The sequence below is a fragment of the Endozoicomonas sp. ALD068 genome, assembly GCF_049310145.1.
Taxonomy (GTDB): Bacteria; Pseudomonadota; Gammaproteobacteria; order Pseudomonadales; family Endozoicomonadaceae; genus Endozoicomonas_A.
The window spans coordinates 2,032,084-2,056,857 of record NZ_JBLYNU010000004.1; the positions used below are offsets into that span (position 1 = coordinate 2,032,084).

General features: G+C 47.5%; 22 protein-coding genes. 9 read left to right on the top strand and 13 right to left on the bottom strand.

Annotated elements, in window-relative coordinates; genetic code table 11:
- Positions 1–104 precede the first annotated feature (104 nt).
- Together ACO6V5_RS07310 and ACO6V5_RS07315 are read right to left on the bottom strand one after the other, a co-directional pair.
- A complete protein-coding gene (locus ACO6V5_RS07310; RefSeq protein ID WP_422137921.1) occupies positions 105–236 on the bottom strand; it encodes a hypothetical protein in 132 nt (43 codons plus the stop codon).
- Positions 237–399: 163 nt separating this feature from the next.
- Positions 400–1,356, bottom strand: a complete 957-nt coding sequence (locus ACO6V5_RS07315; protein ID WP_422133683.1) for a LysR family transcriptional regulator — start codon at positions 1,354–1,356, stop codon at positions 400–402.
- A gap of 386 nt (positions 1,357–1,742) precedes the next feature.
- On the opposite strand from ACO6V5_RS07315, the gene aceA reads away from it, so the two are divergent.
- Together aceA and ACO6V5_RS07325 are read left to right on the top strand one after the other, a co-directional pair.
- Positions 1,743–3,014 (top strand): isocitrate lyase, encoded by a 1,272-nt coding sequence (gene aceA / locus ACO6V5_RS07320; protein WP_422133682.1) that lies wholly within the window; start codon positions 1,743–1,745, stop codon positions 3,012–3,014.
- Between the two features lie 180 nt (positions 3,015–3,194).
- Positions 3,195–4,184 (top strand): threonine ammonia-lyase, encoded by a 990-nt coding sequence (locus tag ACO6V5_RS07325; protein WP_422408949.1) that lies wholly within the window; start codon positions 3,195–3,197, stop codon positions 4,182–4,184.
- Between the two features lie 61 nt (positions 4,185–4,245).
- Here the strand turns inward: ACO6V5_RS07325 and rraA are convergent, their stop codons facing one another.
- Entirely contained in the window at positions 4,246–4,728 is a 483-nt protein-coding gene (rraA, locus tag ACO6V5_RS07330; RefSeq protein ID WP_422133680.1) for a ribonuclease E activity regulator RraA, read from the bottom strand.
- Between the two features lie 142 nt (positions 4,729–4,870).
- Positions 4,871–7,240 (bottom strand): phosphoenolpyruvate synthase, encoded by a 2,370-nt coding sequence (gene ppsA / locus ACO6V5_RS07335; protein ID WP_422137920.1) that lies wholly within the window; start codon positions 7,238–7,240, stop codon positions 4,871–4,873.
- Positions 7,241–7,445: 205 nt separating this feature from the next.
- Here ppsA and ppsR point away from each other — a divergent pair, with 205 nt between their 5' ends.
- Positions 7,446–8,267, top strand: a complete 822-nt coding sequence (gene ppsR / locus ACO6V5_RS07340) for a posphoenolpyruvate synthetase regulatory kinase/phosphorylase PpsR (RefSeq protein ID WP_422133678.1) — start codon at positions 7,446–7,448, stop codon at positions 8,265–8,267.
- A 26-nt stretch (positions 8,268–8,293) separates the two neighbouring features.
- On the opposite strand, the gene prpF is transcribed toward ppsR, so the two are convergent.
- From prpF to ACO6V5_RS07365, 5 genes are read right to left on the bottom strand one after another with little or no spacing between them, the layout of a single operon-like run.
- Entirely contained in the window at positions 8,294–9,484 is a 1,191-nt protein-coding gene (gene prpF / locus ACO6V5_RS07345) for a 2-methylaconitate cis-trans isomerase PrpF (protein ID WP_422133677.1), read from the bottom strand.
- Positions 9,485–9,486: 2 nt separating this feature from the next.
- Positions 9,487–12,087 (bottom strand): Fe/S-dependent 2-methylisocitrate dehydratase AcnD, encoded by a 2,601-nt coding sequence (gene acnD, locus ACO6V5_RS07350; protein WP_422408953.1) that lies wholly within the window; start codon positions 12,085–12,087, stop codon positions 9,487–9,489.
- Positions 12,088–12,105: 18 nt separating this feature from the next.
- Positions 12,106–13,248 (bottom strand): bifunctional 2-methylcitrate synthase/citrate synthase, encoded by a 1,143-nt coding sequence (gene prpC / locus ACO6V5_RS07355; RefSeq protein WP_422137917.1) that lies wholly within the window; start codon positions 13,246–13,248, stop codon positions 12,106–12,108.
- Between the two features lie 38 nt (positions 13,249–13,286).
- A complete protein-coding gene (locus ACO6V5_RS07360; protein ID WP_422133674.1) occupies positions 13,287–14,126 on the bottom strand; it encodes an isocitrate lyase/PEP mutase family protein in 840 nt (279 codons plus the stop codon).
- 50 nt (positions 14,127–14,176) lie between these two features.
- Positions 14,177–14,878, bottom strand: coding sequence for a GntR family transcriptional regulator (locus ACO6V5_RS07365; RefSeq protein WP_422408956.1), 702 nt, complete (start codon positions 14,876–14,878; stop codon positions 14,177–14,179).
- 265 nt (positions 14,879–15,143) lie between these two features.
- Here ACO6V5_RS07365 and pabB point away from each other — a divergent pair, with 265 nt between their 5' ends.
- Together pabB and ACO6V5_RS07375 are read left to right on the top strand one after the other, a co-directional pair.
- On the top strand, positions 15,144–16,535 hold the full coding sequence (pabB, locus tag ACO6V5_RS07370; RefSeq protein WP_422408958.1) for an aminodeoxychorismate synthase component I: 1,392 nt from the start codon (positions 15,144–15,146) through the stop codon (positions 16,533–16,535).
- Positions 16,536–16,607: 72 nt separating this feature from the next.
- Complete coding sequence (locus tag ACO6V5_RS07375) at positions 16,608–16,889, top strand: hypothetical protein (RefSeq protein ID WP_422133671.1); 282 nt, start codon at positions 16,608–16,610, stop codon at positions 16,887–16,889.
- Positions 16,890–16,918: 29 nt separating this feature from the next.
- Here ACO6V5_RS07375 and cysB read toward each other — a convergent pair whose 3' ends face one another.
- Positions 16,919–17,893 carry an HTH-type transcriptional regulator CysB gene (gene cysB, locus ACO6V5_RS07380; RefSeq protein WP_422133670.1) on the bottom strand — a complete coding sequence of 325 codons (975 nt, stop codon included), beginning with the start codon at positions 17,891–17,893 and terminating at the stop codon, positions 16,919–16,921.
- Positions 17,894–18,090: 197 nt separating this feature from the next.
- On the opposite strand from cysB, the gene ACO6V5_RS07385 reads away from it, so the two are divergent.
- Entirely contained in the window at positions 18,091–18,861 is a 771-nt protein-coding gene (locus ACO6V5_RS07385) for a sulfite exporter TauE/SafE family protein (protein ID WP_422133669.1), read from the top strand.
- Between the two features lie 196 nt (positions 18,862–19,057).
- Positions 19,058–20,134 carry a 3-deoxy-7-phosphoheptulonate synthase gene (locus tag ACO6V5_RS07390; protein WP_422137916.1) on the top strand — a complete coding sequence of 359 codons (1,077 nt, stop codon included), beginning with the start codon at positions 19,058–19,060 and terminating at the stop codon, positions 20,132–20,134.
- 80 nt (positions 20,135–20,214) lie between these two features.
- Here the strand turns inward: ACO6V5_RS07390 and ACO6V5_RS07395 are convergent, their stop codons facing one another.
- Together ACO6V5_RS07395 and greB are read right to left on the bottom strand one after the other, a co-directional pair.
- Positions 20,215–20,643: a hypothetical protein gene (locus ACO6V5_RS07395; RefSeq protein ID WP_422408961.1), complete on the bottom strand. Its 429-nt coding sequence runs from the start codon at positions 20,641–20,643 to the stop codon at positions 20,215–20,217.
- Positions 20,644–20,748: 105 nt separating this feature from the next.
- A complete protein-coding gene (gene greB, locus ACO6V5_RS07400) occupies positions 20,749–21,228 on the bottom strand; it encodes a transcription elongation factor GreB (RefSeq protein ID WP_422133666.1) in 480 nt (159 codons plus the stop codon).
- 785 nt (positions 21,229–22,013) lie between these two features.
- Here greB and ACO6V5_RS07405 point away from each other — a divergent pair.
- Positions 22,014–22,325, top strand: a complete 312-nt coding sequence (locus ACO6V5_RS07405; protein WP_422133665.1) for a hypothetical protein — start codon at positions 22,014–22,016, stop codon at positions 22,323–22,325.
- A 267-nt stretch (positions 22,326–22,592) separates the two neighbouring features.
- On the opposite strand, the gene nfuA is transcribed toward ACO6V5_RS07405, so the two are convergent.
- Positions 22,593–23,174, bottom strand: a complete 582-nt coding sequence (gene nfuA, locus ACO6V5_RS07410; protein WP_422133664.1) for a Fe-S biogenesis protein NfuA — start codon at positions 23,172–23,174, stop codon at positions 22,593–22,595.
- A 325-nt stretch (positions 23,175–23,499) separates the two neighbouring features.
- Between nfuA and ACO6V5_RS07415 the strand changes: the two genes are divergently transcribed.
- Positions 23,500–24,699: a multidrug effflux MFS transporter gene (locus tag ACO6V5_RS07415; RefSeq protein ID WP_422133663.1), complete on the top strand. Its 1,200-nt coding sequence runs from the start codon at positions 23,500–23,502 to the stop codon at positions 24,697–24,699.
- The last annotated feature ends 75 nt before the right edge of the window (positions 24,700–24,774 follow it).

Below are 24,774 nucleotides of genomic sequence, written 5' to 3' on the forward strand. Positions count from 1 at the left end.
AATTCAACTCAGTTATATATGATATTTTTTCAATAAATAGCAATTATTAACAAAGCTTATGCACAGAAAAGCCGCACAACGGCGGCTTTTCTGGATTCTGAAACTCAATCGTCCGGATGTGATTCCTGCTTTTGCTCAGCGATGATCAGGTAGTAACTTTCTGATATATTTTCAATACATTCATCAGCCACAGGGTAAAGCGTGTGCTCTGTGCTCAGTTGTGTTAACCAGTTCATTTTATCTTACCTTCCGGTGGGTCTCGTTTGGGTATTATCAGGACTTCGACAGGCAAAGCACTTAGCTACCCGCCATCGCTCAAAGGCAATCAGAGATTAACACTAGTTAACACAACTTTCTAGATAGATAGACCACTTATTTCACATAAATTATCATTTGTTATCAAACAGGGTCGTCACCCGGCTTGGTTTGTTGTGTAGTAGCTTTGATGACCTGCCGTAGCCAGTTATGCCCGGCGTCGTGATGCAACAACGGACTCCATGCCATACGAAGCTGGATTGGGGGAATCTCAAACGGCGGCGGCAAAACCACCAGCTCATCTTCATGGCGGTGCAATTCAGCCAACTTACTGGGCAGAGTCGCAATAAGGTCATTTTGGGATGAGAGCAGCATGGCTACCTGGTAATGTCTCGTCAGGACCCTGATGTCACGTTTGTGACCAATAGCCGACAACGCCTCATCAACCCATCCGAGTTGCTGAACATCTTTTGGGTCAATACCCACCCCGACACCCATACCTGTCTTACTTGCCCATATATGCTGCGCGGAAAGATAACTATCAAGGGTGAAATTACCAATAACCGGATTGTCGCGACTCAGGACACAGGAAAAAGAGTCCTCCCAGATCAATGACTGGTGAAAAGATTGCGGCATATGACTGAAACGGTTAATGGCCATATCAACACGACCATGCTCCACATCATGAAAGGTCACATCGCTGGGCGTGAGAATATCGAGAGTAATCCCCGGAGCCTCAGCTCTGAGCTTTTTCAGCACCATGGGAATGACAGTGGATTCTGAATAATCACTGGCCATAACACGAAACACCCTGGAACTCTCTCCAGGATTAAAGGCATCCCTGGGCAGAAGAGCCTGCTCCAAAAGTTTCAAAGCGTCTGCAATCTGGGGTTTCAGGGCAAGAGCCCTCTCTGTTGGAGACATGCCTTCACTGGTTCTTACCAGCAGAGGGTCATTAAACAAACTCCTGAGTCTTTTCAACCCGTTACTCATCGCTGGCTGGGTTATGCCCAGTTGCTCAGCCGCTTTAGTGACACTTCTTTCACGCAGAAGCACATCCAGATACACTAGCAGGTTCAGATCAACACGAGCCAAGTTCATATTTTTTGTTTACATCCTGAAGCGGTTCGCCAGATGGCCAAGAATAGTTATCCCCCTGCTGCAAAGTCAAACAATCCTCTGATCCTGAAAAACGCCCCATTTATTGCTATAAGCAGCAGCAAGCTCTTTGAATGACACTTCAGGACACCTGAATCCAGAGAATACTGCTTTAAAGCTTCCGGAAGTCTTGTGACATTAACTTTCCGGTTATAAAGAAGAGTTTTTCAGTAAAAGAGCCAACTATGTAGTGGCAAGGGAAGGATATTGTGACATTTTTGATGAGAATATTCACTATAACCATAATAAATTATCAAGTTTGTTATCTTTTGTTATAGATTGAAATTGCCTTGACAAACAACCGTTTGATTTTCAGGAGAGGCGATACAATGTCAACTTATAATCGCGCTGAAGAGATTGCCCGTATCGAACAGGACTGGTCAGAAAATCCTCGTTGGGCCAATGTAAAACGCACCTACAAAGCTGAGGATGTCGTCCGTCTGCGCGGTTCCATTAAGGTAGAAAATACCTTTGCACAAATGGGAGCAGAGAAACTCTGGACTCTACTCTATGAAAACAAGTCACGCAAGGGTTACGTAAACAGTCTGGGGTCTCTGACAGGGGGTCAGGCACTGCAGCAAGTTAAAGCGGGACTGGAAGCCGTTTACCTGTCTGGCTGGCAGGTGGCTGCCGACAATAATTCGGCCAGCTCCATGTACCCCGATCAATCTCTCTATCCGGTAGATTCGGTACCGGCGTTAATCGAAAGAATGAACAACAGCTTCATGAGAGCAGATCAGATCCAATGGAAAAATGGTATCGAACCAGGCGATACAGGATACAGAGATATGTTCGCTCCCATCATTGCCGATGGTGAAGATGGCTTTGGTGGAGTCCGTAACACTTACGAGCTGATGAAAAGCATGATCGAAGCTGGCGCTGCGGGTGTTCACTTTGAAGACCAGCTGGCTTCTGTCAAAAAGTGCGGACACATGGGAGGAAAAGTTCTTGTTCCTACCCAGGAAGCTGTTGACAAACTGATTTCTGCTCGACTGGCCGCAGATGTCGCTGGAGTTCCGACTTTGCTTATGGCAAGAACCGATGCCAGCACAGCTGATCTGATCACCTCTGATATCGATGACTATGATCAGCCTTTCCTGACCGGCGAGAGAACCAAAGAAGGCTTCTATCGCACCCGCAAGGGTATTGAACAGGCGATTGCCCGGGGACTGGCTTACGCACCTTTTGCCGACCTGCTCTGGTATGAATCAGAGACACCGGATCTGGACGAAGCAAGAACCTTTGCCCAGGCTATTCGTTCCGAATACCCGAATCAACTACTGGCTTATAACTGCTCTTCATCCTTTAACTGGAAAAAGAACATGGACGATAAAACCATTGCTCGCTTCCAGGATGAACTAAGTGAGATGGGTTACAAATTCCAGTTCATCACACTGGCAGGTATCCACAGTATGTGGCACAACATGTTTGATCTGGCTTATCACTACGGTAAGGGAGAGGGCATGAAACATTACGCAGAAATGGTTCAGCAACCCGAGCAGGCTGCATTTGAACGAGGCTACACCTTTTCATGCCCTCAGAAAGAAGTTGGGACAGGATACTTTGACCACATCACACACGTGATCCAGAAGAACCGATAGTGCCTTAATTGATTGTGGGAAATTTTGGAGCTTTCTGACAAATTTTAGTACCTGTAACAGCTCTTCATCTTCAACAGATGAAGAGCTGTTTCTTATTGCACGCCATTTTCCATACCGATAGGAACTCCCGCCCCCTTCATTGTGTCTATTCTGTACTGAGTTGTACAAAATGGAACCTCTATGCCTATCCCTGACTTAAAAACCCTGAAGGAAATCTATCAAAGCCTGCAGAGCTACACTCGAAAGACACCTATGATTCCCAGTGAAGAACTGGGAGCCAGGGTCCAAGGCAAAGTATTTGTGAAAGCTGAGTCTCTGCAAAAAACCGGCGCGTTTAAATTCAGGGGAGCCCTCTACAGACTACTAAAACTCACTAAACACGAGAAATCACGAGGCGTTATTGCTTATTCTTCCGGCAACTTTGCCAGAGGACTGGCTGCAGCAGGCGAGATATTGGGCATTGATGTTCACCTTGTTATGCCCGCTGATGCCCCGAAGAACAAGATAGAAAGTGCCCGCGCCCATGGTGCAGACGTTAAACTCTGTTACCAATCCGAACCATCCAGAGAGGAGGCAGCCGCCGCAGAGGCCGTTAGACTTTCCCGGCAGCATGACTACTCTCTGCTTCACCCTTTTGATGATGCTACTCTGATTCAGGGTCAGTCAGCTGTCGCCATGGAAGCTTCCGAACAACTTGAACAGATGGGAGAGACCTGCCATTTCCTGTTATGCCCGACCGGTGGCGGTAGCCTGGCCGCCGGTTCGAGCATGGTTTTTAATACTGTGAACTACCCTGATACCCAAGTGCTGGCTATTGAACCCTCCGGGTACGAAGGAATGACTTTGTCGATTGAAGAGGGGCAGCGCGCCAGAGCAGATGGCAAACTATTCAGCTCCTGTGATGCCCTTCAAGCTTTAAGCCCGGGGGAAAAGAATCTCTCAATCATACAGAATTCAAAGGTCGTCGGCCTGGCCGTTGATGAAGAGTTTGTTCACGAAGGCATACGATTTGCGGCTTCCAAACTGAAGCTAATCCTCGAGCCCAGTGGCGCTATTGGACTCGGGGCACTATTGCAGCACTCAGAAAAGTTCAGGGGAAAAACAACTGTAATCATCGCTTCAGGCGGAAACATTGATATTGAAAAATACGCCATGATCATTCATCGATGACCCAATCATCCTTTCGTGTGGTCTAACAGCAGGCTTTTTTCAACCCTCCTTCAAGATTGCGTCATATCAACTGCTCTCGGGAGAAAAGAATTCCATTATTATCGGCGTAAACATAGCCCTCAGGTACAAAATCAACACCGTGAAAAGAGACGACCAGATTGCTTTCACCCACGCCTTTTTTATCTGTCTTCATGGGATGACAGCCCAGCGCCTGAACACCCAGCGGTAAATCGGCAATAATATCGACATCCCTGATGCAGCCATAAATAATAATGCCTGCCCAACCGTTTTCAACGGCACGCTCTGCCAGCATATCGCCCAACATGGCCTTGCGCATGGAACCACCGCCATCAACCACTAACACTCTGCCTTCTCCCGGCTGCCCTACCCACTCACGAACCAGAGAATTATCTTCAAAACACTTCAAGGTCACGACCTGTCCATGAAAAGCATTAACGCCACCAAAGTTTCTGAAACCCGGTTCAACAACGGAGATCTTTTCAGGAAAATCATCACAAAGATCCGGGGTAGTAAACTGAGTCATTCTTTTTTCCTTCTTTTATGAACAAGGTTTGCCGACAAAAAGTGTACAGGAATCAATGAAGTGAAGAAGACAAAGGAAGTGAATAGTGAATATAAAGAGAAATGATGAAGCCCGCATTACGGGCTTCATTTAGGGTTCATCGCTATTGAGACTCATTGTCAGCAAGGTACAGCCAGGTTTCCAGCACAGAATCCGGATTAAGAGATACAGTCTCTATACCCTCTTCCATCAACCATTTGGCGAAGTCAGGATGGTCACTCGGACCCTGTCCACAGATACCCACATACTTACCCTGCCTTCTACAAGCCTGAATAGCCATCGACAATAACTGCTTGATAGCAGGATTACGCTCATCAAAGAGATGGGCTATCAGGCCAGAATCCCTGTCCAGACCCAATGTCAGCTGAGTCATATCATTAGAGCCAATGGAGAAACCATCAAAGTATTGCAGGAAGTCATCGGCCATCAACGCATTAGAAGGCAACTCGCACATCATGATGACTCGAAGACCGTTTTCACCTCGCTTCAGGCCAAACTTCTCCATGATGGAAACGACCTGACCCGCTTCTTCCGGGGTTCTGACAAAAGGTACCATCAGCTCAACATTGGTCAGCCCCATTTCATCACGCACCCGCTTCATAGCCCGGCATTCGAGTTCGAAACAATCCTGAAAATCTTCAGAAATATAGCGTGATGCCCCCCGGAAACCCAACATTGGGTTCTCTTCATTGGGCTCATAGAGGTGACCACCCACCAGATTGAAGTACTCATTAGACTTGAAGTCAGACAGACGAACAATGACCTTTTCCGGTGCAAAGGCGGCCGCAATGGTGGAGACTCCCTCAACCAGTTTTTCAACATAAAAGTCTACCGGACTGCTGTAGCCTGATATGCGCTCACCTACCTGTCGCTTCACATCCACAGGCAGCTTGTCAAAATTCAGCAGGGCTTTCGGATGCACACCAATCATTTTGTTGATGATGAATTCAAGTCTTGCCAGACCTACACCTTTGTTGGGTGTACGAGAGAAACTGAAAGCACGATCCGGATTACCTACGTTCATCATCAGCTTGAAAGGCAACTCCGGCATGACATCCAGATCACGAACCTTGTGCTCGAAGTTTAAAAGGCCCTCGTATATAAAACCGGTATCCCCTTCTGCACAAGAAACGGTTACAGGAGTACCTTCCCTGAGCCTGAAGGTCGCATCGCCACAACCCACAACCGCAGGAATACCCAACTCACGAGCAATAATGGCTGCATGACAGGTTCTGCCACCCCGGTTAGTCACGATGGCAGAAGCCCGCTTCATAACTGGTTCCCAATCAGGATCAGTCATATCAGTGACCAGAACATCGCCTTCCTGAACCTTGTCCATCTCATCAATATCTTCGATCAGGCGAACTCTACCCTGACCGATTTTCTGGCCAATACTGCGACCTTCAGCCAGCAATTCGCCCTTCTCTTTAAGGATGAAGCTTTCCAGCTTTCTGCCACTGCTCTGGCTTTGTACAGTTTCAGGACGAGCCTGAACAATGTAGAGCTGCTGATCATCACCATCTTTAGCCCATTCAACATCCATTGGACAACCGTAATGCGCTTCAATAGCCATGGCCTGACGGCACAACTCAGTGACATCCTCATCGTTGATTGAAAACTGCCCTCTGGCATCCAGATCCACATCTACCGTTTCTACCGAACGACCTGCCGAACCGCTGTGGCCATAGATCATCTTGATCGCCTTGCTGCCCAGAGTACGTCTCAGAATACCGGGACGTCCAGCTTTGACAGCAGGCTTATAGACGTAAAATTCATCCGGATTAACAGCACCCTGAACAACTGTCTCACCCAAACCGTAAGAAGCCGTAATAAACACGGCCTGATCAAAACCGGACTCTGTATCCAGAGAGAACAGAACCCCGGAAGAACCGGTCTCGCTGCGCACCATTCTCTGAATACCGGCAGACAGTGCTACATTCCTGTGATCAAAGCCCTGATGAACACGGTAAGCAATAGCACGATCGTTAAAGAGCGAGGCAAACACTTCGCGAACAGCAATCAGCACGTTTTTTGCACCGCGAATATTCAGAAAAGTCTCTTGTTGACCTGCAAAAGAGGCATCGGGAAGATCTTCCGCAGTCGCTGACGAGCGGACCGCTACTGGCAGGTCATCACTCCCGGAAAGAGACTGGTAAGCTTTAATAATGGACTCTTCCAGTTCCGGCCTGAAAGGTTCCTCCATAATCCAGCGACGGATTTTAGCGCCAGCAGTGGTCAGCGCCCGTATATCATTGATGTCCAGGTCATCCAACAGGCTATGAATTCTTTGATAAAGTCCGTTGCCATCGAGAAAGTCCCGATAAGCCTCGGCCGTTGTTGCAAAACCACCCGGGACTTTTACCCCGGCCTTGCTTAAGCCACTGATCATCTCGCCTAAAGAGGCGTTCTTGCCGCCGACTTTTTCGACGTCTCCCATGCCCAGAGTTTCCAGGCCTACTACAAAATTATTCAAAGCAGCATTCCCCGCTCTTTTCTATCTGCTTATGGCTGTTTCGGTTAGCCAGGCGTGCTTGTATGCTTATGGCCAACTCTTGGCTTTTTTGTACAAAAGACAAACGTCTGTTATACCAGATTCAGTCCAGCCTATCGCTTCCGTGTTACGGTAGGTACACTATGTTAGATTTTGTTATAAAATGAAATACCTTGAAGGAAAAAAAGTGAAAAGAACGGCAATTTTCGTCTCAGATGGCACAGGAATCACTGCAGAGTCGTTCGGACAGAGTCTCCTCGCGCAGTTTGAAGGCTATGAGTTTCAACATGTTACCTTCCCTTATATAGATTCCACTGTAAAAACCATTCAGCTGATTGAAAAGATTCACAGCATTCACAAAGTAGAACAGATAAGACCTGTCGTCTTCATGACAGTTCTGAATGAAGACGTCAGTCGCATACTCCACACCAGTGGTGCTTATATAATAGACCTCTTCGAAACTTTTCTGCCGGGTCTTGAGCATGAGTTCGGCCAACACCCCCTCTATAGAACGGGCAAAAAACGTTCCACAACTCACAGCCACATTTACCACCGACGTATAGAAGCTGTTCAGTTCGCTCTTGATAATGATGACGGTGCAAAAACAAGAAATTATGACAAGGCAGATATTATTCTGCTGGGGGCCTCCAGAAGTGGTAAAACCCCGTCCTGCATTTACCTGGGCCTGCAGTTTGGCATATTCGCAGCGAACTATCCGATCACAGAAGAAGATCTGGATGAACCGCTCAGGCTCCCCAAACCCTTGCAGCCACACAGGGACAAATTGTTTGGCCTGACGATTCATCCCGGTCGTCTGGCTGGTATTCGCCACGAAAGACGGCCAAACTCACGCTATTCATCCAGCCAGCAATGTCAGTTTGAAATCCATACGATTGAGCAGATTTATCGCAAGGAACGTATTCCCTACATCAACAGTACTGATTACTCTGTTGAAGAAATTTCTACTCGTATTATGGATCTTGCTCACCTCAAACGACGGCTGAAGTAACATTCGATGGAGTTTTGATTGTCAAATTAAAAAGAATCCCCGGGGACTCTTACCCAGCCTTCCATCAGAACCCGGGCACTGCGGCTCATAATAGCTTTTTTCGCTGTCCAGCCTCCCTTTTCCAGGGCAGCTTCCGCGCCAACTCGCAAGACGCCAGAAGGGTGCCCGAAACGAACCGTATTGCGTTCACCACCACCTGCAGCCAGGTTTACCAATGTTCCGGGAATAGCGGCTGCAGTGGCGACGGCTACTGCGGCAGTTCCCATCATGGCGTGGTGAAGCTTGCCCATGGATAAGGCTCTCACCAATAGATCAATATCATCCATTTTGATCTCTTTACCACTGGATGTGGTATATGGGGCAGGCCTGGCGACAAAAGCAACCTTGGGAGTGTGCTGACGTTTTGCAGCTCCATCTACATGGTCAATGAGCCCCATCCGGACAGCACCATGAGCACGAATGGTTTCAAAACGTGCCACTGCCTCTTCATCACCATTGATGGCTTCCTGCAACTCGACTCCGGAGTAACCCAGCTCTTGCGCATTCAGGAAAATGGTTGGAATACCCGCATTAATCAACGTAGCTTTCAGCGTCCCACTCTCTATAACATGAGAGGGAACTTCCAGATCATCAATCAAGTTACCCGTTGGGAACATAACGCCATCGCCGTCGGCTGGATCAAGAAACTCCAACTGAATTTCTGCCGCCGGAAAGGTCACACCATCCAGCTCAAAGTCCCCAGTCTCCTGAACCTCCCCATTGATGACAGGCACATGGGCAACAATGGTCTTTTTGATGTTGGACTGCCAGATGCGCACCATGGAAACACCATTCTCCGGAACACGGCGGGGATCAACCAGACCTCTACTGATGGCAAAAGCACCGACAGCACCAGTCAGGTTGCCACAGTTGCCACTCCAGTCTATGAAAGGCTTATCAATGGAAACTTGGCCGAACAGGTAATCCACATCGTGATCTGGCTGACGGCTTTTAGAAAGAATGACAATTTTACTGGTACTCGAAGTAGCCCCGCCCATTCCATCAGTGTGCTTTTCATAAGGATCGGGACTGCCAATCACCCGCAGCAACAGGTTATCCCGGACTTCGCCGGGAATCTGCGCCCGCTCAGGGAGGTCCTCCAGAGTGAAGAAGACTCCTTTACTGGTGCCACCCCGAATATAACTGGCTGGTATCCTGATCTGAGGCACATGCGACATTCTTATTTGCCCTCCAGAAAGTCTTTGGCAAATCGCTGTAGTACACCACCAGCAGCGTATACAGAAACTTCTTCTTGTGTATCAAGGCGACAGGTCACAGTTACTTCCAAGGTTTCACCATTGGCACGATGAATCAGCAGCGTCAGATTCGCTCGTGGAGCAGGCTCACCCAGAACATCATAAGTTTCAGTACCGTCCAGACCCAGAGTTTTACGGGTAGTGCCATCCTTGAATTCAAGTGGCAGAACCCCCATACCCACCAGGTTGGTCCTGTGGATACGTTCAAAACCTTCAGCCACAATAGCTTCAACGCCGGCAAGACGAACCCCTTTCGCAGCCCAGTCACGGGACGACCCCTGGCCATAGTCGGCACCCGCAACAATAACCAGTGGTTGCTTGCGATTCATGTAGGTTTCAATCGCTTCCCACATACGGGTTTCTTTACCTTCAGGCTCAATACGGGCAAGGGAACCCTGTTTCACCGCGCCTCTGTCATCCAGACACATTTCGTTGAGCAGTTTCGGATTAGCAAAGGTCGCTCGCTGCGCGGTCAAATGGTCACCACGGTGTGTGGCATAGGAGTTGTAATCTTCTTCAGGCAATCCCATTTTCGCCAGATATTCACCAGCCGCAGAACTCGCCAGAATGGCATTCGATGGTGACAGGTGATCGGTAGTAATGTTGTCACCCAAAAGTGCCAGAGGACGCATACCCTTCAGTGTTCGCTCACCAGTCAGCGCTCCTTCCCAGTAAGGAGGGCGACGGATATAAGTACTCATTGGACGCCAGTCGTAAAGCGGACTACTGGCTTCTTCTACCCTATCCAGATCAAACATAGGGATGTAAACTTCGTTAAACTGCTCTGGTTTCACATTTTCAGCAACGATCGCATCAATATCTTCATCACTTGGCCAGATGTCTTTCAGAGTGACGACATTGCCGTATTTATCTGTCCCGAGTGCATCTTTTTCTATATCAAAACGAACGGTACCGGCAATGGCATATGCCACTACCAGAGGCGGAGAAGCCAGAAAGGCCTGCTTTGCATAGGGGTGGATACGGCCGTCAAAGTTTCGGTTACCAGATAATACCGCTGTAGAGTAGAGGTCGCGATCAATCAATTCTTTCTGGATGTCCGGGTCCAGGGCACCACTCATACCGTTACAGGTCGTACAGGCATAAGCGACAATTCCAAAACCCAGTTTCTCAAGCTCAGGCAATAAACCAGACGCTTCAAGATAGAGTCTGGCAACTTTGGAGCCTGGCGCAAAAGAGGATTTAACCCAGTGCTTGCGCACCAGACCCAGTTCATTCGCCTTTTTGGCAACAAGGCCCGCAGCCACAACATTGCGAGGGTTGCTGGTATTAGTACAGCTGGTGATCGCAGCAATGATCACTGCACCATCGGGCAGAAGACCGGCTTTTTCTTCGGCCTGAGCTTTGTCCAGATTTACAGCAATGCCACGCTTGGCCAGCTCAGAGGTGGGCAGACGACGATGAGGGTTTGATGGCCCCGCCATATTACGAACAACAGTGGACAGGTCAAACCTGAGTACACGCTCATATTCAGCAGTTTTCAAATCATCAGCCCAGAGCCCGGTTGTCCTGGCATAATTTTCAACCAGCGTCACCTGCTCCGGCTCACGCCCTGTAAGCTTTAGATAGTCGATGGTTTGCTCATCAATGTAAAACATGCTCGCAGAAGCACCAAACTCCGGTGTCATATTGGAAATAGTGGCACGGTCACCAATAGTCAGATCCGCAGCACCTTCACCAAAGAACTCGAGGTAAGAAGAAACAACACGCTCATTACGCAGGAACTCTGTTATGGCCAGAACAATATCGGTTGCGGTAATACCGGGCTGGCGCTTGCCTGATAGCTCAACACCAATAATCTCTGGAAGACGCATCATGGAAGGACGCCCGAGCATAACCGTTTCAGCTTCCAGCCCACCAACACCCATTGCAATAACACCCAAAGCATCAACATGAGGCGTATGGCTGTCTGTACCCACACAGGTGTCCGGATAAGCGACACCATCACGGGCCTGAATCACCGGAGACATTTTCTCCAGATTAATCTGGTGCATGATGCCGTTACCCGCCGGGATAACATCAACATTTTTAAAAGCCGTTTTGGTCCACTCAATAAAATGAAAGCGATCCTGATTACGACGATCTTCAATGGCACGGTTCTTTTCAAAAGCTTGCGGATCATAGCCTCCGAACTCTACAGCAAGAGAGTGGTCAACAATCAACTGCGTGGGAACAACCGGATTAACCTCGGCAGGATCACCTCCCTGTTCGGCAATCGCATCACGCAGGCCAGCCAGATCAACCAGAGCCGTCTGGCCGAGAATGTCATGACACACGACACGGGCTGGATACCAGGGAAAATCAAGCTCACGCTTACGTTCTATGATTTGCTTCAGGGCGTCCGTCAGGGTTTCGGGGTCACAGCGACGAACGAGCTGCTCAGCCAGAACCCGGGAAGTATATGGCAAAGTTGCGTAGGCACCAGACTGGATCGCTTCGACGGCTGCACGAGTATCAAAATAATCCAGCTGAGTTCCCCGTAATGGTTTGCGATAGGCAATGTTCATAACTTCAGGCCTTCTGTTTTATAAACGGTCTTCGATCGCAACCCACTCGGCAGTTTCCGGACCTGTGTAGTCAGCAGAAGGACGGATAATACGATTATTGGCACGTTGCTCCATAACGTGTGCCGTCCAGCCAGAAACACGTGAACAAACAAAGATTGGTGTAAACAGCTTGGTTGGAATACCCATAAAGTGATAAGCAGAAGCGTGAAAGAAGTCAGCGTTACAGAACAATTTCTTCTCGCGCCACATGACCGCTTCAACACGCTCGGAAACAGTATACAAGTACTCATCGCCAACCTGCTGAGACAATTTTCTGGACCACTCTTTAATAATGGCGTTACGAGGGTCAGACTCACGGTAAATTGCATGGCCAAAGCCCATAATCTTATCCTTACGAGCCAGCATGGTCATGATGCTTCGTTCTGCCTCATCGGCAGAGCGCCAGTTCTCTATCATAGCCATGGCAGCTTCGTTCGCACCGCCATGCAGAGGTCCACGCAAAGAACCAATCGCAGCCGTTACACAGCTGTGAACGTCAGAAAGTGTGGAAGCACAGACACGGCCGGTGAAGGTGGAAGCATTAAATTCATGCTCGGCGTACAGGATCAGGGAAGCGTGCATTACCTTTACGTGCAGAGGTTCTGGCTTGCTGTCATGCAAAGTCCACAGGAACTGTTCAGCAATGGAATCAGCTTCGGTATCTACATTAATACGAATGCCTTTATGACTGTAGTTGTACCAATAATTGATCATGCCTGGGAAGATGGCCAGCATACGATCGATGTGATCCAGTTGTTCGGAGAAACTATGCTCAGTCTCCAGATTACCCAACACTGAACAACCGGTTCGCATAACGTCCATTGGGTGCGCACCCGCAGGAACCTGCTCTAATACCACCTTCAGGGCATCAGGCAGTGAACGCATCCCTTTCAGACGGGTTTTATAGGCTTCCAGCTCGGACTGATTGGGCAGCTTGCCGTAAAGCAGCAGATAAGCCACTTCTTCAAACTGAGCCTTGTCAGCCAGTTCCTTGATATCATAACCGCGATAAGTCAGACCTGAACCAGTTTTACCAACGGTGCAGAGTGCAGTTTCACCAGCAGACTGACCACGCAGGCCAGCACCACCGGGCTTCTTAATGGAAAGCGTCTTTTCTGCCACGATCGTTCTCCGTTCTTCTTATTGAATAGGTGTCATCACTAAGGATTCAGAAATTCTTCGGTCTTAACCAGTCGCTCACGTTCCTGAAACGTCATCATGCCATTGGCAATGGCACCGCTGTTGCCGTCACGCTTAATGACTTCAAGCACTTCACGCATAGCAGTCACTGCAGCTCTCTGCAGATCGGAAGGAATGATGATCAGTTGATAGCCCATTGCTTTAAGATCTTCTGTAGGTACCAGCGGTGTCTTGCCACTGTAGAACATATTGATCAGTTTCGGGCCAGGTGCCTGTCTCGCGATCTCTTCTATCTGCTTAATAGTCTGGGGAGCTTCGACGAACAACATATCTGCTCCCGCATCAACATAGGCCTTGACCCGTTCGATTGCATCGTCAAAGCCGGTTACCGCAATAGCATCCGTTCGCGCTATGACAGTGACATTACCGGCGTATTTGGCAGCAATGGAAACTTTCCTGCACATTTCTTCACTGGACACCAGAGACTTGCCATCCAGATGCCCGCAACGCTTTGGAAATTCCTGATCTTCCAGGTGAAAGCCACACACTCCGGCGCTTCTGAAAAGTTCTACGGTGCGTCTGACATTTACTTCGTTACCGAAACCGGTATCCGCATCGGCAATCACGGGAAGTGAAGTGGCTTCACAGATTTGACGGACACGTTCGACCACTTCAGTCAAGGTCAGCAGACCAATATCGGGAACACCTGTGCTTCGAGCTATAGCACCACCACTTCCATACAGTGCAGAAAAGCCCGCTTCTTCACCCAGACGAGCAGAGATACCATCGTATACACCAGGCGCGGTAACAATGCCCTCTTTAGCGATCAGTCGACCAAGGGCGTTGTTTTTATCACTCATTTCACGTCCTCTATTTATCCAGAAAAAATATTTTGCCCCTGGGGCAAAGGTTATTTCATTCGTTCATGCTGGTGATTGGAGTCAATGAATTGTTCAATTTCTTTTCTGGCCCGGACAATATGACGGCGCATCAACATTTCGGCCAACTCACCATCACGGTCTTTCAGAGCCCTGAAGATCATCTGATGCTCAGTCAACGCTTCTTCAGGACGAGCAGGACGACCTGAAGTTTTTCGGTACATTTGAATCAGATGATAGAGCTCATCACAGAGCGAACGTATCAGCCTCTGATTGCAGGAACCATGGATCACACGGTAATGAAAATCCAGATCACCCTCCTGATCAATGTATGACTGGCCACTGTGCTCATTAATATGGCTGGCATGTGTTTCAAGCAGGAATTCGAGATCCAGCAGTTGTTGATCGGACATATGGATTGCTGCCAATCGAGCCGCCATGCCCTCAAGCGCTTCCCGAACGGCAAAAATTTCTGACAACTCATTCTGGCTAAGAGTGACTACCCTGGCACCCACATGAGGAGCACGAACAACGAGACCGGCAGCTTCAAGTTTCAAGAGCGCTTCTCGAAGAGGACCACGCCCGACACCGTACTTTCTTGAAAGCTCTGGCTCTGAGATTCTGCTGCCCTGACTTAAACGACCCGAAGTAATATCTCCGATCAGCAGGCCCATCGCCTCTTGCGACTGAGTCCCAACACGAACCGGGTCCTTGTTTGCGAACTTTTCTGGCATAAGAATTGTTTACAATATTCTTTTTTTAAGCCATTTATACATTAGTAATGCTTCAAAATACAGATTATTGTTAACAATCTGAAAATTGGCAAAAATTTTTGCAATATATATTGCTTTCAACTGAATTAAGACTAATTTCTTAGAACCTGACCGGCCTTTGAAAACAGTAATCCTGAACAATAAAACACCAGAAAAGTCCGTAGCGCCAACAATACTCTGAAGGTAAAATGCGCCTCTGATCTGACCCGGGATTTTTATGCCTTTTATGAAAGAGCTATTCATCGTTGAACTGGACTACCTGAGTGACTCCAGCCCTTATTTCGAGCCTTTTATCAAGCAACCCTGGGCATGTTATCTGGACAGCTGCTCTTCCTCATCCTTGAAAGAGCAGCACAATCGCTATGACATCATCACTGCTGATCCCTGGGCCGTCGTCACTGTAGACAGCCACTACCGCATAAAGACCATCAATCGTCTATCCGGTGAAAGTCGGGTTGAGAGCGATCGGTCCCCTTTCAAGATTCTGGATAATTTACTCGCAACCATGTCGGAAGTAGAACACTCTGAATTACCCTTCACGGGTGGCGCCATGGGATTTTGGGGCTACGAGCTTTGCGGTTTGAGTGAGCCGGAAAGGATTCAGTTTCGACAGCTGGAAACGCCTTTAATGAGCGTAGGTCTTTATCATTGGGCCATTATTTCCGACCACCATCAACAAAAAACCGTCTTTTTCAGTCACCCTGATATGCCAGAGAGTAACCGGGAAAGTATTCTTGCTCTCATCCATAACAAAGCAGGCCTCGAGGATTCATCGCCATTTCAGTTGCAGGAAAAATTTTCTACTACCATCAGCGAATCAGAGTATGAATCCGCCTTCAATAAAGTTCAGGACTACATACTTGCAGGTGATACCTATGAAGTAAATCTGACACAGGAATTTACCAGTCGATTCAATGGCGATTGCTGGCAGGCATACAAACATCTCAGGAAAGTGAGTCCAGCGCCCTATTCTGCTTACCTGTCTCATCTCGATGTCACTGTTCTGAGTCACTCGCCAGAACGTTTTATAAAAGTGACTGATTCCAAGGTAGAAACTCACCCCATAAAAGGTACAAGACCCAGAGGTGAAACACCTGAAGAAGATCTTACCCATGCTGAAGAATTATTGGCTAGCGAAAAAGATCGCTCTGAGAATCTGATGATTGTTGACCTGTTGAGAAACGATCTCGGTAAAGTCTGCAAGCCCGGAAGCATAAACGTTCCCAGACTGTTTGAGCTGGAAAGTTATGCTAATGTTCATCACCTGGTCAGCACCGTGACCGGTGAACTGAGTCAGGAACACAGCATTCTCGAACTGATGGAAGGTGCCTTCCCGGGTGGTTCAGTCACCGGCGCCCCAAAAATCAGGTCCATGGAAATCATTCGTGAACTTGAAGCTGTCGCCAGAAACGTATACTGCGGCGCTATTGGCTATATCAGCTGTAACAACAAGATGGACACCAGCATTACCATCAGGACTCTGGTTGCTCATAATCAAAAGCTTCGCTGCTGGGGTGGAGGTGCCATTGTTGCAGATTCAGACTGTCACCAAGAATATCAGGAATCCATAACCAAGGTAAAAAACCTGATGACAGCTCTCGAAACTTTCTTTGAATAAATAACCACGAGCGAAGAAAAAACAACGTTTTCATAATAAAATAAACCGCAAACCAGCCACAGGAGTCTCTTGATGAAAATCACCATGGTCAAAAAAATAATGGCGGACGGTAGCCCCTGCAAAAAATGCAGTGAAGTTCTGGAGCGACTACAAAGCTCCGGTCACCTTGAAAAAATTGACCAGGTACTGATTGCCAAGGAAGGTGAAACTTCGAGCGAGGGTGCACTTCTGGCCGATCACTACCAGGTAGACAAGGCTCCGTTTTTTGTCGTTGAGGAAGACGGTCAGGAACCGAGAGTCTACACCGTTTACTTCAAGCTGGTGAAGGAAGTGCTGAATCGGCAGGCTGCGTAATGCAGCCGCCACTTCAAAGGAAATAAAAGTCAGTGATCGGGTAGCTGAACACCAGAGAACAGTTCATCTACCTCGGCTTTGTTATGTCTTGAAATCGCTTCCTGCACAACCTCTTTCGTCAAATGTGGCGCAAAATGCTGGATGAAGTCATACATAAATCCGCGCAGGAAGGTCCCTCTTCTGAAACCAATCTTGGTGACACTGGGTTCAAACAGGTGATCCGCATTCAGGGGAACCAGGTCGGAATCCAGCTCTGGGTCATAGGCCATCTTCGCAACAATCCCCACACCCAGCTTTAATCTTACATAGGTTTTAATGACATCAGCATCGGTTGCCGTGAAGACAACTCTGGGCGACAAGCCTTCATTCATAAAAGCCTCATCCAGCTTGGAACGACCTGTAAAACCAAATACATAAGTCACCAAAGGATGTCGGGCAACATCCTGAAGTGTCAGTTCAGATATTTGTGCCAGCGGATGATCTTTCGGGACAAGCACACAGCGATTCCAGCGATAGCAGGGCATCATCACCAGATCGTTAAAGAGTTCGAGCGCTTCGGTCGCAATGGCAAAATCGACAACACCGTCAGCGGCCATCTCGGCAATCTGGATCGGAGCACCCTGATGCATGTGCAGGGACACATCTGGATACTGGGAAATAAAGTTATTGATGATGTCAGGCAGCGCGTAACGTGCCTGGGTATGAGTCGTAGCAATGGACAGAGAGCCTTTACGTTCATCACTGAACTCTTGTGCCACCTGTTTGATGCTTTCGACTTTTCTTAGAATTTCACCCGCAGTTTCTATAATTTTTTCACCAGCCGGGGTGATTCGGGTCAGATGTTTACCGCTGCGGGCAAACACCTCAACACCCAGTTCATCTTCAAGCAGACGAATCTGTTTGCTGATACCAGGTTGCGAGGTATATAAACTCTGCGCTGTGGCGGATACATTGAGATCATGGTGAGCGACCTCCCAGATATAGCGCAGTTGTTGCAGCTTCATTGATGGCCTCCGGTCGAGCTAACGTCTACCCATAGCGTGAAAAAATACAAGCACTCTTAGTTCATAGCGGCATAAGAGAATATCATTTAATTACTTCCAAGAATACAAGCCGGTCGCTACAGTTACCAGTGAATCATGCAGCTTTAATCATGATTTCAAACATCGCCTGAGCTACTTATAACTTTAGACCATATTTTATGGACACATTGCTCTACATTTCAGCGGGTGCCAGCGTGGGCTTTGCCGTTGGCTTAACCGGCATAGGAGGCGGGTCACTGATGACTCCGCTACTCCTTTTATTTGGATTTCCGGCTCACATAGCAATAGGTACAGACCTGTTGTATGCCGCCCTGACCAAAGTCAGTGGCGTCTGGGTTCATCATCGACAAAATAGTGTTAACTGGCGACTCGTCAAACTACTGTGTATGGGAAGTATCCCAGCGACTGTGGCTACTATATTCCTGTTGAAATATCTTTTCACTGGAAGCGATCATTATAGCCCGATACTTACTACCTGCCTTGGCTTTATGCTTACCTTAACAGCACTGGTGCTTATATTTAGCAACAAATTGAAAAAAATGCAGTTTTACAACAGAAAAGTGCTGTCTGGAAACAGACTGAAGTACTTTACCGTATTTATGGGGATGGTCCTGGGCGTTCTGGTCACCCTGTCATCTGTAGGAGCCGGGGCACTGGGAACAGCAATTCTCTTACTGATATACCCTGCACTGGTTTCTGTAAGAGTAGTCGGCACTGAATTGGCACATGCAGTACCACTAACCCTCGTTGCCGGGATAGGTCATACCTTGCTGGGCAATGTTGATTTTAACCTTCTGGGAGCGCTGATGATTGGTTCACTCCCAGCCATTTATCTGGGCACTAAAGTTGGCAAATACATGCCAGAGAACATAATGCGTATGATTCTGGCTACTATTCTGCTGGTGCTGGGTATTCGTTACCTAATGTAAACCAGCAAGATTTCACAATAGTAGCAACGACTTAAATTAAGCAAAATTATTATTCACAGGGTTGTAGCAGCCACAGTTCTTGATTAGAGTGAATCACCGTCGCTGAACTCTGCAAGCCCGACTTATACATACCCGGGCGAGCAATCTAAGGCGCAAACCCGGAAGGGAGTAATAATCAAAGTTGAGAGCGCAACAAATGGCCGCATTACCGATTGAAAACCTGAACATTGAATCTCAGGACTTACTGATCACTCCAGAGCAGCTGAAAAAGGAAATTCCCCTGAGCGAAGCAGCTGAGCGAACCGTTTCCGAAGGCCGTGAAGTTATTCGCAATATTCTCGATGGCAAGGATCATCGTCTTTTTGTTGTGGTAGGCCCCTGCTCTATCCATGATGTTGATGCGGCCATGGATTATGCCGGACGTCTAAAGAAACTGGCAGATGAGCTTAGCGACACTCTCTATCTGGTCATGCGCGTCTATTTCGAAAAGCCACGCACCACTGTTGGCTGGAAAGGTCTGATTAACGACCCACACCTCAATGACACCTTCAAGATTGAAGAAGGTCTGCACACTGGCCGTCGCCTGCTGATGGATGTTGCCGAGCTTGGTATGCCTTCTGCCACCGAAGCTCTGGATCCTATCTCCCCACAATACCTGCAGGATCTGGTATCCTGGTCTGCTATTGGTGCCCGGACCACTGAATCCCAGACCCACCGTGAAATGGCCAGTGGTTTGTCTTCGGCTGTGGGTTTCAAAAACGGTACCGATGGTGGCTTGGAAGTAGCGATCAACGCTCTGAACTCAGTATCCAATCCTCATCGTTTCCTGGGTATTGATGGCTATGGACAGGTAGCTGTCACGCGTACCAAGGGGAACCAATATGGTCACATTGTTCTGCGCGGTGGTAACGGCAAGCCCAACTATGACTCTGTCAGCATAACTCTTTGCGAGCAGGAGCTTGAGAATGCCGGCATCAAGCCAAACGTTATGGTTGATTGCTCTCACGCTAACTCTAACAAAGACCCGGCGCTTCAGCCTTTGGTCATGGAAAACGTGACTAATCAGATTATCGAAGGCAACAAATCTGTTGTGGGCCTCATGATAGAAAGCAACATTGGCTGGGGTGCCCAGAAAGTGCCTGCAAACCTTGAAGACTTGAAATACGGTGTATCGATTACCGATGCCTGCATTGACTGGGAAACTACAGAGAAAAGCCTGCGTGATATGAGGGAGAAGTTAAAAAACCTACTTCCTGCAAGAATTGCAGAATAATTAACAGTCTGACACGGTCAGTTTATGACTGTGTCAGCATCCTTTAAAACAAATCGAATTGATGTCCTTGTGTGACCTCTTTAGTTCCAAGTATATCTATCTCTATCTGTCAGACCAGATAATAGGTCCATTTGTGATTCTGGCACTTCCACACAAACTTCATCGGGAAAACTGGAAGAAATCAACCGCTTTTTTGGCATATTACTGATTCTTCTAGCCAGGATAGCAGCACAAATCGGGCAAACTTCCGGCAGCAAGTGATTGGTCAGCACTTTATAGTGGTGCGCACCGTGTAACACTTCTGTACACAGTGTGCGGTCCGCGCGAGATTCAATATCAAGGTTGGCTTCTACCAAGTGTGTACACTGGGAGCCGCAAGATTGGATGATCTTGGCAACGAAGAAATTTGACAGTATGACTTGCTTATACCGTTTCACAGGTTCTTTATTTACTGGAAAAACCAGAAACACTACGAAAAAGGGCACATTATGATATACGTTTATGGCCAACTGTCATACACCCTAAAACCAACATAGGTAAAAATACAGCAAAAGGCTCTGCGCTTTTGTTATGAACTCTGGTTACAAGATCCAGGACCGAAATTGTCATCAAAGTCAATGGAAAGGCTTGTATTGTATCTTGTTGATAAACCAGATTTTGTTTCCCTCCGGCGTCCTGACCAGTACTTCATCGTCAACCTGCTTACCGATTAAAGCCCTGGCCATGGGTGAATCAACGGTTATGTGCCCTCGCTTGACGTCAATTTCATCAGACCCCACAATCCGGCATTGGAGCACTTCTCCTTCCTCATTCTCGACTTCCACCCAGGCACCAAAAAAAGCCTTGCCCTCCTGCTCAGGTGAATAATCCACCACTTTGATAACATCAAGCCGCCTGGTGAGAAAGCGAATTCTTCGATCAATTTCTCTCAGCAGTCTTTTCCCTTCCTTATACTCTGCATTCTCACTTCGGTCACCCAACGCCGCAGCTTCAGAAACTGCCTGAGTCACTTTCGGTCTCTTATGCCGCCAGAGGTCATGCAGCTCTTTTTCAAGCTTGTCTTTGCCTGCCTGTGTAATGAGATTCGACTTCATTTAATGCCAATCCAGTGAAATCCAGTTTTTTTATAGAAAAAAATGAGTTAACCCAACATCCTAATCAAAGATAGAAATCAATCAAGGCACTGTTTTAGCAATATCATCCAGCACAGTCATTTTATTTACATTTTCATCTATGGTGTGAATATTGATCAATCAAGGACGATTACCATGAAAGCCCTTCCTACACCCGGTCTAGCCCAACCAACCAATAAATTACCCACACTGGAAAAACAATATAAAGAAAGTTGGTTCTACGCATTTTTGCGAAATATCAAACTTGAAGAAGCTGCACCAAAAAAAAGGAACACAGGATACAGGAGCCAGCTATTTACCAAGCCTTGTTGAGGCAGATGGAAAAACATTCAAAGCCTATTCGGGATCACCCGCAGCACTGGTCTGCCCTAAGGCCTGAGAGTCCTTAAAACCATTTACAGACAAAATAAAACCCGTTTTGTAATGTCTGGTTTACATCCATAGCAAAAGTTTTGCCCACGGCTGTGTCAGTAAAGAATGTATTGTTGAAGATAATAACCAGATTAGATTCGATGGTTTTGACATGGCAACCGAACATCAGGACAGTGCTGCACTTCATGATAAATCCATGATGAACCGGGTAAAATACTTTTCTGAAACGATCTTTAACGTTCCTCATCCAGAACTTTTGCCACCAGAAGCTTTCTCCCACGAAAAGGTTATGAGACAGCTGGTGATATCTCGGCGCTGGGTGTCACTATGGCTTCTATGAGACAGCTGGTGATATCTCGGCGCTGGGTGTCACTATGGCTTCTATGGCTCATTGTATTGCTCCTGGAGAGTGCCAGAGCATTACTGATGGACACATAGTTGAGACCCTGCAAAACACCGGTAAGCTGAAGACTTCCAGAAAGGCCATCGTTGATTATGCCGAAACATTAAAAGATGCCTGTAATAAAACATTGGAAAGAGAGACTCGATCCGGGCATCGTTTCATGATTTTAGAACTCTTGCCTAAGCTACTGGAAGCCAATCCAGAGAAGAGATATACAGCCGGGCAAGCTCTGAACCATCGTTGTTTCAAAGAGGAATTAGACAACCCCATTACTGTCAGATAATTGCTTGATTGCCATACCCTCCCAGACAAATGTGGACTGATTAACACTCAGTCCCTCTTTTTTTTATATGAGTTTCAAAGTTCGAACGAAGCCTCACTTCAATTAATAGCAATAAATATGATTGTATATTGTACATACATATAAAAATGATGCTGATTCGCTATTTCTACCATTTTCCAGCGCAAAAAAAACCGGTTTATGGAAAGAATGGACTCGCTTATAGGAGTGCCATTAGTCTATAAACCGGCTCTTAAGACAGACAGCCTTTTACTTAAAGTAGGCATTCTCGGTAATGCTGTGATCTGTCACATCCCTGACGCCTTTCAACTCAGGAATTCGTTCAATCAGAGTTTTCTCGACACCGTCTTTCAAAGTCAGATCTACTGCACTGCAGCCCTGGCAACCACCACCAAACTGCAAAACAGCAACATCCTCATCAATCTCAACCAGAGAAACAACACCACCGTGAGAAGCCAGCCCCGGATTGATTTCGGTCTGTAGGAAATAGTTGATTTTCTCGTCCAGTGGACTGTCTTCACTGACTTGGGGCAATTTGGCATTCGGCGCTTTGATAGTCAGCTGGCCACCCAGTTTATCTTCGGAGAAATCAACAACAGCGTCTTCCAGGTACTGTTCACTTTTTCCTTCTACATGGCAATTGAAGTATTCCAGCTCAAGAATCAGATCTCCTTCCTTTTCCTCTCCGGGTTTGCAGTAGGCAAGGCAGGTTTCAGCATAAGGAGTACCGGGCTGGGTAACGAACAGGCGCACCCCAATACCCTCCACATTCTGTTTCTCCAACAGGGTGGCAAGGTACTTTTGTGCTGCTTCCGCAAATGTAATCTTCAACTCAAGAACCCTCTCAACATTCTGTCGACATTCTATGCCATTCAGCGTTATGTTGAAATCCCCAGTGGGCTAGTCAGGTATTAAAGACTTGTGCTTCAACGATGGCAGGTTACACCCCATTGCTGTACTTGTCTCTTTAGTGCTTCGTGAGCCCCTAGTCTTATGTGAAATTATACGATTGTTACCCTGTTCAAAAGCCTGTACCCTTCGCGCTCTTTTTCCAGGTTAAAGGGGAATTTTGCCTAAAAATAAGGGCCAATTAATTCCTTCGAACCTTTCGAACTTATCCCTTCCAGCATAAATTTCAGTAGAACGAGTCGCAGCCATGAGCTCATTAGATATAGAAAAACACTCCACTACTGTCCTGATGATACTGACAGTGTTTGCCATTGTTGGTCCAGTCTCTATCGATATCTATTCACCTTCTCTCCCGGCTATAACAGAATATTTTGGCAGTAACAGTGCTACAACCCAGTGGAGTATCGGTATTTTTATGCTGGGTTTTTCGATATCGATGCTCATAGTGGGCCCACTGGCTGACCGCCTGGGTCGTAAAAAGACCCTGATGCTGGGTTATACCCTCTACCTGCTTGCCACTGCTGCCACCCTGTTGACCAATCACATTGGTCTATTCATAGCTGCACGCTTTGCCCAGGCCGTATTTGGTTGCTTTGGTACTGCCGTTGCCCGAATTTTGGCCAAAGATTATTTCCGAGAGAAAATGGAAGTAAGGATGTTGTCCTATATCAGCGCCTGCCTGACACTGGTCCCTATGCTGGCTCCCATCGCAGGTGGATTTATTCAAGAATATGCAGGCTGGAAGTACAACATTCTGGCCATGGGCGCTATGGCCATTATTGCGATGATGAGCCTGCTATTTATCCCTGAAAAACATCAAATCCCCAGGCGCGTTGGCCACCCTATTCTCTCAGGCTATAAAGACGTATTAACTGACTGGCGCTATCTGCGGTTCACTATCGCTGCCGGCACAGCCTTCTCTGGCGCTTTTGTTTTTGTCGCCGGTGGTCCTTTTGTAATGATCAGCCAATTAGGCCTGGCTCCAAAATTTTATGGATTCCTTTTTGCGATAGCCATTGCGGGCTACCTTTTCAGTGCAACCTATGGCCCCAAATTGAATGACCGGTTAGGACGTGAGAAAAGCACTCGACTTGCCTGGATCACTCTGGCTGCAGGTGCAAACATTTCCTTTGCCACTGCCTGGTGGAGTCATGGCAGCTCTATTCCGGGTTATATGTTTGGTATGGTTGTCTTTGAGCTGGGACTGGGTCTCTTTATGCCCCTATGCCAGGCCAGAGCCACCGAACATATGATTAACAATGCAGGCACCGCTGCCGGACTGATCTTCTTCATAGAAATGCTACTGGCTACAATAGTCAGTGGTTTGGTGGGTTCACTGCCACAAATGGGAACAGTGACGCTTGCCAGTGTAACTCTGGTTGCCACCCTGGTTGCTGGGTTTTGCCTTCAAAACAATAGCCACGACAATATTCAGGCTTCAGCATAAGCATCCCGATTTTCAAAACAGTAAAGGAGGAGCCGAGAGTCTTTAGCAATTCCGTCGCGAATGCCAGCTCCACCC